At 57.0% G+C, this 13913-nt stretch carries 12 protein-coding genes; all 12 read right to left on the bottom strand.

The features are described 5' to 3' along the window. Positions 1 to 516 carry a type VI secretion system lipoprotein TssJ gene (gene tssJ, locus ACB031_RS00060; protein WP_005299990.1) on the bottom strand — a complete coding sequence of 172 codons (516 nt, stop codon included), beginning with the start codon at positions 514 to 516 and terminating at the stop codon, positions 1 to 3. Next, positions 516 to 1796 (bottom strand): type VI secretion system-associated FHA domain protein TagH, encoded by a 1281-nt coding sequence (gene tagH, locus ACB031_RS00055; protein WP_139398357.1) that lies wholly within the window; start codon positions 1794 to 1796, stop codon positions 516 to 518. Before tagH ends, tssJ begins: the two co-directional genes overlap by 1 nt. A gap of 56 nt (positions 1797 to 1852) precedes the next feature. After that, on the bottom strand, positions 1853 to 2851 hold the full coding sequence (tssG, locus tag ACB031_RS00050) for a type VI secretion system baseplate subunit TssG (RefSeq protein WP_139398358.1): 999 nt from the start codon (positions 2849 to 2851) through the stop codon (positions 1853 to 1855). Next, complete coding sequence (tssF, locus tag ACB031_RS00045) at positions 2815 to 4581, bottom strand: type VI secretion system baseplate subunit TssF (protein WP_010634232.1); 1767 nt, start codon at positions 4579 to 4581, stop codon at positions 2815 to 2817. Before tssF ends, tssG begins: the two co-directional genes overlap by 37 nt. A 3-nt stretch (positions 4582 to 4584) precedes the next feature. Then, positions 4585 to 5016: a type VI secretion system baseplate subunit TssE gene (gene tssE / locus ACB031_RS00040; RefSeq protein WP_010634233.1), complete on the bottom strand. Its 432-nt coding sequence runs from the start codon at positions 5014 to 5016 to the stop codon at positions 4585 to 4587. 6 nt (positions 5017 to 5022) lie between these two features. Then, complete coding sequence (gene tssC / locus ACB031_RS00035) at positions 5023 to 6501, bottom strand: type VI secretion system contractile sheath large subunit (protein WP_371138782.1); 1479 nt, start codon at positions 6499 to 6501, stop codon at positions 5023 to 5025. A gap of 38 nt (positions 6502 to 6539) precedes the next feature. Beyond that, positions 6540 to 7043, bottom strand: a complete 504-nt coding sequence (tssB, locus tag ACB031_RS00030) for a type VI secretion system contractile sheath small subunit (protein WP_017764287.1) — start codon at positions 7041 to 7043, stop codon at positions 6540 to 6542. A 657-nt stretch (positions 7044 to 7700) separates the two neighbouring features. Next, entirely contained in the window at positions 7701 to 9077 is a 1377-nt protein-coding gene (locus tag ACB031_RS00025) for a tetratricopeptide repeat protein (protein ID WP_201889298.1), read from the bottom strand. Positions 9078 to 9213: 136 nt separating this feature from the next. Next, a complete protein-coding gene (locus ACB031_RS00020; protein WP_371138781.1) occupies positions 9214 to 9480 on the bottom strand; it encodes a hypothetical protein in 267 nt (88 codons plus the stop codon). 402 nt (positions 9481 to 9882) lie between these two features. Beyond that, complete coding sequence (locus ACB031_RS00015; RefSeq protein ID WP_211050749.1) at positions 9883 to 10872, bottom strand: PoNi-like cognate immunity protein; 990 nt, start codon at positions 10870 to 10872, stop codon at positions 9883 to 9885. Between the two features lie 9 nt (positions 10873 to 10881). Then, on the bottom strand, positions 10882 to 12201 hold the full coding sequence (locus tag ACB031_RS00010; RefSeq protein WP_195879201.1) for a type VI secretion system polymorphic nuclease effector: 1320 nt from the start codon (positions 12199 to 12201) through the stop codon (positions 10882 to 10884). A 1-nt stretch (position 12202) separates the two neighbouring features. Continuing rightward, positions 12203 to 13913 (bottom strand): type VI secretion system effector VgrG (vgrG, locus tag ACB031_RS00005; RefSeq protein WP_371138780.1); only part of this gene is annotated, 1711 nt, incomplete at its 5' end.

Raw genomic sequence — 13913 nt, 5'->3', positions numbered from 1 at the left:
TTATTCTTCTTCTTTTTGCAGTTCCACTTCATCCAGGCGCAGGTGCACCAGGATTTGATAAGCCGCACCCTTGCTCTTGATCTTGATGACCTTGCGCCACTCGGCGCTGTCCGGGTCGGCGTAGCGTGCGATCACGCCGATGTAACGGGTCTTCTCGTCGAGCTTGACGGGGGGCAGGTATTTGAACTGGCCCGGCAGCAGGGTGTAGTCCTGATGGTCGAGGTAGTTCTTGCCAAGGGCCTTCTCGACATCTGCCGTCACCTGGTCGTAGTCGGTGGCGAGCAGCTTGGAATCCTCGGCCAGCAGCACCACCTGAAACTCGATGGGCGCCGCCTCCCCGCTCTCGTTGGGATTGACGTCAGGCTCCGCCAGCAGGCTCAGCCCTAGGGTGGAGGGTTGACTGTCATTGCTGCCCACCTGGATATCCGGGTTCATGGCGACGTCGGCCATCTTGCCCATGGTGGTACAGCCAGCCAGGGCCAGCAGAGCCGCCCCCAGCATCAGCGCACGTATCATCAAATCAGTCCCTGTTGCTGACGAACGGCCTGGTCATAGGCCTGGGCATACACCTGGTGGAACAGCTTATCGAACCCCTGCTGGCGGGCGGAGGTGAGCTCGCGGTAGTAGTGCTGGTACATGTTCCAGGCCCAGCCTTCATCGGCCATGCCCGGCGCGCCACTGCGGCGGTATTGTTCGAACCGGCCGATCAGCGCCTCGGGCGAGAAGGCTTGCAGAATGCTGTCCAGCGCCGCGCCGATGGCCTGCTGGTTTGCCACGTGGTGGATGCGCACATTGTGCAGGCTCTCGGCCACCGCCGCCGGCGCACTCAGGTGGACCGGGCTCTTCTGCTCGGCAAACAGCACCGCCAGGGTCTCGTCATAGTCGAGGCCCAGGCGCAGCGGGTTGTCCTCGATGGGGCGCAGGTGCTTGTCCGCCAGCGCCGCCTGTTCGGTTTGCAACTGCAGCAACCCCTCCACCATGGCCCGCACCGTCTTGCCCATCTCTTCGAGCATGTCGTGGGCCTGTTGGGTGTCCTGCAGTTGCAAGGGCTGACCCAGGCCGCGCATCAGCGGGGTCAGGGCCACGTGATCGACGCCGTCCAGCGACAGCTGATAATCGGGGTGGTTCTCGATGCTGGGCATATCCAGAAATTCTTGGTTCATGGTGTTCTCGACAGCAGAAAAGGGGGCAAGAGGGGAAACGTCCACATCCGGCTGTGAACGCGGTGAAGCCTGCAGGCGACTATCCGTCAGCGGGCCATCCGTCGGCACGCCAGCAGTTGGCAAGCCATCCATCAACGAATTGGGGGTCCGGCGCTCCTGTTGCAGTGCCAGCAGGGGATCGGCCGCCAGGGTGCGCGGATCATCGGCCCGGGCGGTGGGCTCATCACCGGTCAGCCACTCGTCGAGCTGCTCGGTGGCACGATTGCCCAGCACCTGCTGCAGGCTCTGCTCGGGGGTGATGGCCCCCAGGTAGGTACGCAACCGGAACGGGCCGACGATGAGCTCGTCCCCCTGCTCCAGATGCACCTTGCGGGCCCGCCCGATGGGTGAGGTGGCGCCATTGATATAGGTCTGGCCGCTCAGATCGCACAGGCAGAAGCGACCGTCGTTGAGCTCGATGCGGGCGTGGGCGGGCAGCACGGTCCCCAACCTGTCCCGCAGCTGCCAATCATCCTGCTCGGAGGCCCCCAGGGTCCCCCCCATCTCGTCGAAGCGGTACTGCACCTGCTGGCTGCCGTCGAGCTGTTCGCTGTTGAGCACCACCAGGGAAAGTTGCTGGTTAAAATCGTCCACGGTTACTCCTGCACTGATCTCTGTACTTAAATGTTCTGCGCAGCGTATTTCTGCGCTTATTCCTGCACACAAATGGTCACGAACGGATCGCTCGGCGGCTGACCGAGAAAGGTACTCCACCCCAGACGGGCACTCTGCTCTTCACCGAGTCTCAGTCCCCTCGCCTGCTCCTGGCCGAAACCCAGCCGCAGATCCCAGGCCAGCTGATCGCGCAGGATGAAGGAGACGAAGGTCACCAGGGCATGGAAGTGTTCCCCGTTCGGCAGAAAGCCGAGAAACTGGCCAAAACTCAGGTTGTTGATCTTCAACAAGAACTTGCCGGCACAGTCGTTCACCTTGTCGCCGATGACAAAGTCATCCCCCAGGGTGGTACCGGCGCCGCCGAGGCGGTTTTGCTGATCCTGATGAATAGGCACCTTGCGCCACTGCCAGGCGCTCACCTCCACGTCCGTCAGATCGAAACAGTGGGCCACCAGACCGGCCACCACCTCGGGGGAGCGGCTGGGGCTGGCCAGCATGCCCGCATAGGAGAGCATCTTGGCCCGGTTGACCGGCAGGCTCTGGCAGACCGCCTCGTTGCCAAGCCCTACCAGAGCGAACATCAGGCGGGAGAAACCATCCTCGCCGTTGTCCTGAAACCGGACGTGGTAGCGATACTTGCGCCAGATCCGGTGCAGCAGGGTCAGCAGACGGTGATGGAAGAAGTCCAGGAACAGGCCGAGCTTCTGCTCCCCCTGGGCGTACTCCCATGCCAGCGAGTCGAGGTAATAGCCGGGCATCGGCGACTGGCTGCCATGCAGGCCGAGAAAGGCCACTTCCAGCTCGTGGCGCCCCTGCCCATCCCGACCAATCTGCAACACGTCGCTGGTGGGAAACCCCAGGGAGGCGGTCGCCTTGAAACGGATGTTCTCGTCACCGGGCAGGTAGTCGAGCCCTCGCTCCTGATCGGCACCATCCAGCCGGTTGAGCAGCTCAACCAGCTGGAAGAAGTTGAAACGGGGCGCGTCCTTGCCGGACGTCACATCAGGGAGTGCTGACCGATCTGGACTGGCCACTGATAGCGCTCCTTGTTGTCGAGATTGACCACCTCAAGCAGGTGGAAGGCGTTGACGCTGGCGTACAGCGAGAAGAAGTGGGCCAGCACGGTGCTGAACAGATAGAGCTCCCCTTCGCTGCCAAAGGCGGACTGGCGGATGGAGAGCACCGACTTGAGCCCCCGCACCGGCATGCCGCGCACCAGCCGATCCACCGGCTTGGTTTCGATCTCCTCGATACCCGCCAGCCGCTTGCGCGAGGCCTGTTCCGCCTGCTTGTCGTGCAGCGCCGGAAAATCGTAGGTGCGCAGCACCTGCACCAGGGCATCGCGGCGCAGCAGGGAGACATAGTTGAGGGAGAGGTTGGAGATCAGCGTCCAGTGCAGACTGCCGTCCAGCGCCGGGCGCAGCGGCCGGGTCGGCCGGATCAGGTTGCGGAAGGTGGCAAACGAGGGTGAGCTGCCGGTTGGCACGCAGACGCTGCCCACCTTGAGGCGGGCGGCGCGGGAGCGGTTGGTACAGGTGAGCGTCACCGAGATGGATTCATCCAGTTCGACCGTGGTGGTTTCATCCCCGCGCACGAATGAGAGGCTGTGCTCGAAACCATCCCCGCTCACCGCCTCCTTGACCCGCACCCGGTAGTAGAGCGCCAGCCGCTGCTTGGCCCGCTCAATCTGGTGCTGGAAGCTCTCAAACGGCTGATAGATGCGCGGTGTGCCGCGGGAGCGGCCCAGGTTCCCCTCGACCCAGCCTTCCACCTGATCCACCGAGAAGATCTCGAAGCTGTCGGCATGGCGATAACTCGCCTTGAGGGGGTACTCCGCCTGACGGCCATTCAGATTGACCGGCTCGCTGTCGTGCTGGAACAGATTGATGGCCGGCACGCAGTTGAGCATGAAGGAGTCGGGACGGATCTTGAGCTCTGCCGGCAGCGGCCGGTCGAAGCAGAAGTGCACCTTGAATTCGCTCACCGGCAGCGGCTGTTTGGGCCAGTCGCCACCGGCGAGTTCGAAGAAGAGGAAGCTTTCCGGGAAGCAGAAATACTCCTGCAGGATCCGGTAGCCGGAATAGACGTTGTTCGGATAGGGCAAGAGCGCATCACCGCGCTCGAAGCCGACCGGTTTGAGGGCCTTGGCCTCCTGACGAAAGCGCTTGCCGTCGATCTCGAGCTCGATATGGGAGAGCTGGTTGGAGAGCCAGAAGTAGAGCTCATAGGCGGTGTAGCTGTCGCCACCGAGGAAGAAGCGCAGCTTGTCCAGCTGCAACTCGCAAAGCGGCAGAGGGGCATGCAGGGCGATATCCAGCGAGATGGTGGAGAGATCGTTGCCGCTCTGGGCGGCAATATGACGGATATCGGCCGGATAGACCCAGGTATCGTGACAGGTCTGGAAATGGCAGGTCACCTCGTCCATGGGCAGGCTGTCGAGCTGGCAGCCTTGCCTGACCAGCGCCGGCTGGGCGATGGCCCCCGGAATGACCGAAAACTGCATGATGGTCATGCTGGGCACGGGACGCAGGTAGTTGGGCCAGAGCATGTTGAGCAGACCGTGGGTCAGCTCGGGAAACTCATCCTCAATCTTGGCGCGCAGGTTGCCCGTGAGGAAGGCGAATCCCTCCAGCAGGCGCTCCACGTCCGGATCGCTATTTTGCTCCGACAGAAAGCGGGTGAGCTCGGGATGGCTATCTGCAAATTCGCGCCCTTGCAGGCGCAAAAATGCCAGTTCATCCCTGAAGTAATGTTCCAGCGACATTGATCAGACCATGCGGTAGTGACGATGACTGTCCATATGGACGTTGAACGAGGTAACTTGCTCGATATGCTCCAGCCGCACGTGGGCCGTCACCTGAAACGACATCTCAAGCGGACTCGCCTGATGGTCGGGTGAACGGACATCCACATGCACGATCCGCGGTTCATAACGACGGATGCATTGCCGGATCGCCTCCCGGATCCGCCCCTTGATGTCGGCACTGCCCTGGGTGGCATCGTTGAAATCGATGACCCCGAGGTCAGGTGCGCTGCGACAATTGCCGGGACGGGTGTTGAGTACCTGTTCGAGCTGCCGTTTAACAGACGCGATCAGTTCCTCAGACTCCGTACGGGGGGAGGAGCCAAGCCCCTCCCCCCTGATGCGATCAAACAGACTGGCCGCATTTCCTCTATCCCAGGAAGAGAGATGCGGCATCGGGCCTTATTCCTTGTCCAGACGACCTACCAGAGAGAGCTCGAAGCTCGCCCCCATGTACTTGAAGTGCGGGCGCACCGACATGGCCACCTGATACCAGCCCGGCTCCCCTTCCACGTCCAGCACCTTGATCTGGGCGGCACGCAGCGGGCGGCGACTGCGCACCTCTGCCGGCGGGTTTTCCTGGTCTGCAACAAACTGCCGGATCCAGCTGTTCAGCTCACGCTCCAGATCCTGACGCTCCTTCCAGGAGCCGATCTGCTCGCGCTGCAGCACTTTGATGTAGTGCGCCAGGCGGTTGATGATGAACATGTAGGGCAGCTGGGTACCCAGCTTGTAGTTGGTTTCCGCCTCCCGGCCTTCCTTGGTATTCGGGAATACCTTGGGTTTTTGCACCGAGTTGGCGGAGAAGAAGGCGGCGTTGTCGCTGTCTTTACGCATGGTCAGGGTGATGAAGCCCTCTTCCGACAGCTCGTATTCACGACGATCGGTGATGAGCACCTCGGTCGGGATCTTCGCCTGCAGCTGGCCCATGGCTTCATAGACGTGTACCGGCAGATCGTGGATGGCACCACCACTCTGCGGGCCTATGATGTTCGGGCACCAGCGATACTTGGCGAAACTGTCGGTCAGGGAGGTGCCCATCAGATAGGCGGTGTTGCCCCACAGATAGTGGTCGTGATCCGAGCTGATATCTTCATGATAGTTGAAGCCCTTGATGGGGTTCTCGGTCGGATCGTAGGGCAGACGCGCCAGGAAGCGCGGTGCGGTCAGCCCCAGATAGCGGGCATCTTCCGATTCACGCAACGCACGCCACTTGGTGTAGGCCGGACCTTCGAAGACGGACTTGAGATCCTTGATGGAGGGCAGATCGGTAAAGCTGTCGACCCCGAAGAAGGCGGGTGCGACGGAAGAGATGAAGGGGGCGTGGGACATGGCCCCTACCGCGCTGACATACTGCATCAGCTTGATGTCGGGAGAGCTGTGGGTGAAGGCGTAATCACCGATCACGGCCCCCACCGGCTGGCCACCAAACTGGCCATATCCGCTGGAATAAACATGTTTGTAGAGACCGGACTGGGTGATTTCGGGTGAAAACTCGAAATCTTCCAGCAGCTCTTCCTTGGTGGCATGCAGCACCTGGATCTTGATGTTCTCGCGAAAATCGGTGCGATCCACCAAAAGCTTGAGGGAGCGCCAGGAGGACTCCATCTCCTGCAGCTCCTTGGCATGCAGGATAACGTCCATCTGCTTGCCGAGCTTCTTGTCGAGCTCGACAATCATGCTGTCCACCAAGGCCTTGTTGACCGGACTGCTGGCAGTGCCGCTATCCAGGATGTTGGCAATCAGGGCAGCTACTCCCTGCTTGGCGACACTGTAACCCTCATCCACCGGGGTGATGCGAGCCTGCGCCATGATTTCGTCCAGCAAGGACGAGGAGGCGGCACTCGCCCCCGCTTGAACCTGTTCTTCGACCAAAGACATGTTTTTTCCTTTTCTCGTCAATCAATCCAACCCGGCGATCACTCGGCAGGTTTAATCAAATCCAGCTCTTTGAGCAGTTGCTCACGCGCTTCATCACTGGACAACAGCTCCTGCAAACGATTGCGGAAGGCGGGGATATTGCCGAGCGGCCCCTTCAAGGCAACCAGGGCCTCACGCAGCTCCAGCAGCTTGCGCAGCTCGGGCACCTGCTGGGCCACGCTGTCAGGGGTGAAGTCTTCCAGAGACTGGATCTTGATCGAAACCGGCAACTCGTCCTGGCTGTTTTCCTCCAGGCGATTGGGAACGGAAAAATTCAGTTCCAGTGCAGATTCTTTCATGACGGAAGAGAAATTATTCTTGTCGATGGAGACGGTCTGACGCTCCTCGATGGGGGTGTCTTCGGTGCGTCCCTTCATGTTGCCGACCACCATCATGGTCAAGGGAAGTTCTACTTCTCCCTGTTGACCTCCGGTCGACGGTACATATTTGATATTAATACGTTCCTTGGGTGCAACAGTGGCCCCATCAATATTTTTTCCCATGCTCTAAATACCAAGTTGTGGGTCTATCCAGACCCAAAAGCTTATAGCCGGTGGTTTAGCCAACAACTGTCAAAAATGACAGTTGACGCTATTGCCGGTTGGCAAGAGACCAATCCACTGGCCAACAGATATGCGTTCGACCAAAAAGAGCAACAGCTCTAATTATCAAAAGCACAATACCCACTTGTTTATTCATAACAACCCGAAGTGCCTCTACTCTATCGTTAGAGGTCATATTGGCTTAAATGCCATTTATAATTAATGGTATATTTATAGATGAGCTACCGTCAATGAAATATCCGTGAAAAAGAAATTACAAAAATAAAAAACCAATTAAAACAACAGTTTAACTGCAACCACTTAAATCTTGAAAGGTGAGGATTGATATATTAACAAAAAACAAACCTATAACTTTCAACTGTTATCATACCCCATCACGCCAAACTCCAGCTGTTGTGCGTCAATTATTGACTGATTGAGTCAAGATAGTAATGCGCCAGGTTATGACGCGAGAAAGAAGAAAGGGATTGTTCATACATGAAAACATGATAAAGGTTGTTTTCATCTACGCGAATAACAGATAAGAAAGTTAATAAGAGTTCTGTTGTATCAACCTCACATGAAAAACGCTAACCCTCTAAAAAATAATACAATTGATCAGCCAGGCTGATCATAATTCTGACTAGATTGCTGTAAGAACCAATGCTGCGCCAATTTCTGTCCGACACTTTTCTCTTTTTCCGTCATGCCTTTCTCCAGCTCATCACGCGCTTTGGCTGACTCTTGATTACCCTCGGTTGCCGCCAACAGATACCATGCATAAGCATGCACTCTATTGCGTGGAGCTCCCAACCCCTGTTCACGCATGATCCCCATGCGATATTGGGCCAATCGGTGTCGGGCATTGGCCGCCAGCCGATACTGTTTGAGTGCTTGCGGGTAGTCTTCCTTGCCACCCAACCCGAGCCGCAGCATCTCGCCATAGGCGTAACGCGCATTGACATTGCCCTGTGCTGCCGCCAGTGCAAAATAGTGGCGAGCGGTCACCAGGTCCCCTTGCTCTTGCTGCCATTGAGCCAATGCAAACTGAGCCTGACTGAATCCCCCTTCTGCGGCACGCGTCAACCAATACTCTCGTTCTGCGGCACCACTCTGCTGCAAGCTCAATTGATATTCGGCCTCATGGGAGCCACTTCCTGCCGCCAGCTCCAGCCAATAGCGGCCAAGTGCAAGATCCTGGTGAACCTGTTTGCCGACCAGATAGGCCTGCCCCAGCCACAACTGGGCCGGTGCAGAGCCCGCATTGGCGGCTCGCAGATAAAGGCTGAATGCCTCTTCAGAAGGCGCCTTGCGGGCCAGCACCAACAAGGCATCCGGCTGTTGCTGCGCGGCTGCTTTCTCATACCAGTGCAAAGCAAGATCGGAGCGCTTGCTCACCCCTTTCCCTTGCTCATAGCGAGCACCAAGCTGATATTGAGCATCGCGATTACCCTGCTCCGCGGCCTTCTCCAGCCACTTGACGGCATCTTCATCGGCCCCAGCCTGGCCTGCATACCACTGCCCCAGAACCAACTGGGCATTCGCATGATCGCGCTTGGCTGCCTGCTCGAACCAGTCGAGGCACTCACTGACCAGCTTGTCCTTGTGCCGTTGCCGGCAATCCTGACCCAACTGATAGCTGGCTTCGGCATTGCCCAACTTGGCTGATTTTTGCCACCATTGCGTGGCCAGCATCGGGTTCTTTGGTTCCCCCAACCCTGCCTGATACCAACTCCCTACTTGCAGGGCTGCCTTTCCCCGCAGTCCGGCATCAGCCGCCAACGGACCGACTTGATCGGCGGCCTGCTTCATCCAGCGCATCGCCTGCGGGTAATCGGGCTTGGCCACCAAACGATTGGCCAATTCATATTGGGCCTTGCCCTGCCCTTGTTGTGCGGCTTGCAAGAGTTCGGATTCCGTCTGTGACGTCGTGGTTGTACAAGCGGCCAGCCAATGGCTCGCCAGCACCAAGCATAATGTGCGGTATGTCATCATTGATATCTGCGACTAATTAAGATGGGAGGGAGAACTGCATACATGACATTTTCTAACTACTTTCTGTATTTACTATTTCACGTTGGCTCTGTTTCAATAAATACCGGTATAGGGCTTTTTCGGTTGATACAAGGCGCTATTGTTCGTTCACATGGTCCAGCTTGACCAGATGCAGACCCAGCTTGCGCCCCTCGTTTAACAGTTTATCGAGAACATCCGTTCGACAAATAAACCCTGTATATTGGTCTGCATCTATATACCAAAGCACGACTTCATATCCTCGCGCTTGCAGCCATAAGTCATAAAGCACCAACAGGCGCCAAACCGATGTATCCTCACCCGGTTCGGAGCAAATAAAATGTTCCTTGATACCGTGAATATCCGCCAATGCGTTGCCCTGCAACTAAACTTCCTCGACGTCTCGCCAGTCAATATTGAGACACACCCAATGCTCATCAGAGTTGAATTCAACAAGTGCTGACACAATGCCACCCTGTAGCTCATCGGTATGGGTATTCATCAGCGCGTTCAATCTGCCGACTCTGATCTCTTCAGGCAGAGGAGATAGTAAAATTGATAGAAGCCATTTCTTTCTTCGTCTTTCGACATAGACCATGGGAATCAACAGGGGTGACAAGATAATGACGGATAGGAGCAGAAATAGTTTTTTTATCGCCTTCACCTTTCTTTCCCGATTTTTTCATACAGAGCCAAAGGGGCCAAGCAATACCACGGCAGCACCAAAACGATGTTCGGTTCGCGATGTATCGATCACGCAGACAATGCATGATCGATACACTGCGGACTACTCCTGTATCCAGAACAACATGTCATCCTTGTTGACATGAGATTGGGAAGGTAAGCGCTGCCCTTTGCGAAGCTGCCACTGCTCATCGGTCAGGTTGCAGCGCCAGTTGCCATCCTGCTCCACCACGGAACCCGGCATGGCAATGGGGTGTTGAACCACGCGCAATGCCTGCCATTTCTCTGCAATACCATTGGCTCTGGCATAATCGACCAGATCCTTGGGGTAATAGCGCATGTCTCGATAGCTGCTGTCATCCAGCTCATAAAGCAGGGTGACCAGCGCCGCTTCAAAAGCCCAATAGCCAAAGTAGATGGCATGCTTTGCCTTGTGCCTGTCGTGCCAATAGCACTCTTTACACCCCTTGTACCATCCTTTGAGATATTGCTTGATGCTCGCCTGACGCTCAACCTTGGTGGGATTCACACCATCTCCCTTGATGGCATCAAATAGCGGGCGGTACACCTCTGGAATATAGGATTCTGGACCTCGAGGGAAGCCAGGATAACCCAGGCGGGCCAACAGTACGCTCCACAGCGGGTCGTCGTCCCCTTCCGGATTCTTACTGATATAACGCACCAACTCGGGCAATATCTCATCCTGGCCATAGAGGATGCTTAATGAGATCATCCAGAGCAGATATTGATAAGCATCTTGCTCCCAGTAATAAAACTGTTCATCTGGAAACTCTTTTTTATGGCGTAAAAACTCTTTAGTGACGACGCCTAGCTGAGCAATAACCTCTTCATGAGAGACTCCGCCAGAATAAAGCAAGATCAGATGTTCAAGATTATCCATAAACATGCCCGCACTGGCACCAGAGCGAGTAGGCAATCCTGCTGGGTCACTCCAGCGTTCATGGTGAGGATCATTTATCCAACTCCACCACTCCTGGTCAAAATAGAGCGATTCTTTGTAGTCTTCTAGCTGAACCAAGAAGAAATCCTCAGATAATAGTGGATCTCGACGCTGCTCAATAAACGAACTCATTCTCTACTCCTACTTGACCGGGATAGTACCGATAGCATCGGCATTCTTATTCAACTTGGTGATCTGAATCACCTCACCAGACTCATCGACGATCATCAACCAAGATTCATATTTTTGTTTTCTGATATCCGCCAATAGCTTTTTATCTGCTATTTCATCCGGTAATCGCCTTTCTATCCACAAATTGCTCATCTGCTTGCCCGACCCCTTGGTCATCGACAACAACTGGGTGCTCTTGGTGCCATCCCCATCGATATACTCCCCCCCTGCCGTCCGAAACTTGGTCTCGGTCACCACGTAGGGAGGCGGAGGATTGGTGTTTTTGTAGATACCATCGATGCCCCGCCCTCTGGGCTTGTCATTCAGGCTACGTACCCGGCGATGTTCTGGCAACAGGTTCTCGAACTTGTGATTCGCCATCCAGTTGTCACTGATGATCTCGCCGTAAATCCCTTTCTTGGAGCGGCTCAGGATCTTGAGATCCACTTTGACAACATCGTCCGGCAACGAGTGGATAACGGTACCACCGGGCATGGCCTTGTAACCAGGGGCATGCTTGACCGCCTCTTTCTCCAATCCAGCGGCTATCTCATCGAGGGACTTGAGCACGGGCCCCATGGCGACAGGCAGCATCTGACCCGCCTGTGACTGCATCTGCAACACCAGACGCTGGGATTGCTCAAGCCAGATCCTGACTGAAGCAGGAGCCAATCCCTTTATCTTGCCGATCAAGCTGGTCAGCGACTTGACGGCATCGTTCAGATAACCCAGCAACACACTGACCGCAATCTGTCCCCTCAACCCACGGATCTGACCGGCAAATTCTTTTAGCACTTTGTCGAGGCGCGAGATACCCAGCACTTTCTTGACCTTGGGATCACTGAGAAACGTCAGCACGGGCGCCATTGCAGGTCTGATCGCCTTGGTGGCATCCCCACCCGCCTTGCGGACAAACAGGAAGATGATTTTCAACACCCCCTTGAGGGCTGAACCCAGCGACGGGATCAGCCCTATCAGGGTAAAGCTTAAGAAAACCCACTTATCCGGCTGCTTGGGATCACGGGAAATATCCCGAGCATTGGCAATCAGATCGCGACAATCCAGCACCTGGTCAACTACGGGAATAAGACCCAGCACCGCATTGGCGGCGATCTGTCCTGCGCTTTGATTGGGGTTGAAATCCCCCTGCAGGGCCTCCCAGATCCACTGCAAGCTGGAGGCAACCCCTTTTTTGACGGCCTCAGCACTTTGTTTGACATAGGCAGCCCCACCGGAAACAGCCTGATCCAGGTGGTCATAGAGCTGCTCAAACAGATCGTTACCGAACATATCAGCCCTCGTCGCTCAGACTGTCGAGATGGCCGGTGAGGGCCGAGATGGATTCACGGGGCAGATCGACAAAATTGTCCTGCAGGTCATAGGTCACTGAAGCGGTGCCAGCAGGCACATCCTCGAGCAGCGCCATGCCATCACCATCCAGCGTGCCTTCCCGCACCGAACCATCGCTCAATACGGCCTTGTAGGGAGTGCCCGCCAGCGGCATCAGCTCGGAGTCGAGGTGATAGAACTTCATCCAGTGCGTGTGAGGGCTATCCAACATACCCTCAATACTCTTGGGTACCTTGCCAGCCCAACCGGATCCAGAGCCTGCATTGCCACCCGAGTTCATCTTGATGGTGGGCCCCACCAGGGTGACCCCCCCGCCATCGACCTTGATAAAACAGCCGCCGACCTTGACGGTAATTTCAGAACCCGCTTCCAGCACCACCTTGGCACCGGCCTTGACGTGCACCTCCTGCCCCGCCTGGGTGAGCCAGCTGTCACCCAGTTTTTGATGCATGGAGGTATCCACCGTCAGCGAGTAGTCAGCCTTGATATGATCCCGCCTCTCTCCTTCAACGGTCAGATGATCGTTGCCAAGACTGGGCGGAGCCCCCTCCTCACCCGGCACCTTTCTGACACGAGTCACCCGCTCGTTGTCGATGTCACGATGCTCGTCGTGTTTGATATGCCAGGCCGCATCGTTCTCTATCAGCACGTTCAGATCTTTCTGACCGTGGATATAAATCTCTTCCTGCCCCGCCTGGTCTTCGAAACGCAGTTCGTTGAAACCCTCCCCCTGGTGGGTCTCGGTGCGCAGCACGGTGCGGGTCTTGTTGGCCGGCAACTCGTAGGGCGGGCGGTTGGTGGCGTGATAGGTTCGGCCGGTCACGATGGGCTGGTCGGGGTCACCTTCCAAAAAGCTCACGATGACTTCGTGGCCGATGCGCGGGATGGCCATCATGCCATATTGACCGCCGGCCCAGCCCTGGCTCACCCGCACCCAGCAAGAGCTCTGGTCGTTGGAGCTGCCGTAACGGTCCCACGGGAACTGCAGCTTCACCCGGCCGTGTTCGTCGCAGTAAATCTCCTCCCCTTCGGGTCCCACCACCACGGCAATTTGCGGGCCATCCACCATCGGCTTGTGGGGGGCTTCCGGGCTGCCGATGCGTGCCCGCCAGGTGGTGCTCGCCTTCACTACGCCAAATTCGTTGTGGTAGACAGTCGGGCCGCTGCCGCCTTCTTCTTCCAAGGCCTGGGGCTGCAAACCGGTGTGCTGGATGCGTACGATTTGCCAGTCGGTGTTGAGGCTGCCGTTGGGGTGTTCGGTGAGTGAGAAGCTCTGCCCCGGCTGCAAGGCCGCGCAGTTGGACTTAGCCTGGCCCGCCACTGCATCGTTGCGCAGCGCATCCAGCCGATGTTGGGCAAAGGCCTTGCCGCTGCCATCCTGCTTGTAACGGCCCGGGAAATCGAAGTGCTGGTAGGTATCCCGTTGATGCTCGAGCTCTGCGCCCTGTTTCTTGTGGGAGAGACCGTAGGCAGGGGTCTTGAAGCTGTAGTCTTTGAGCTCCACATCCGAGGGGCGCACCGCCTCCCGGTAGTGGAACTGGCGCACATAGGGCCCCTGTTCCAGCGAGCGGTTGCCGAGGTTGAAGAAGAGCTCGGGGCCGGCAGTCAGGGCAGCCGCGTCGTCGGCAAACACGATGCGGTGCTTGCCCGCT

The sequence above is a fragment of the Aeromonas sp. S8(2024) genome (genome assembly GCF_041403085.1).
Lineage (GTDB): Bacteria > Pseudomonadota > Gammaproteobacteria > Enterobacterales > Aeromonadaceae > Aeromonas > Aeromonas dhakensis.
Note: the sequence above shows the minus strand (reverse complement) of the source record. Positions and strands in the feature narration are given on the sequence as shown.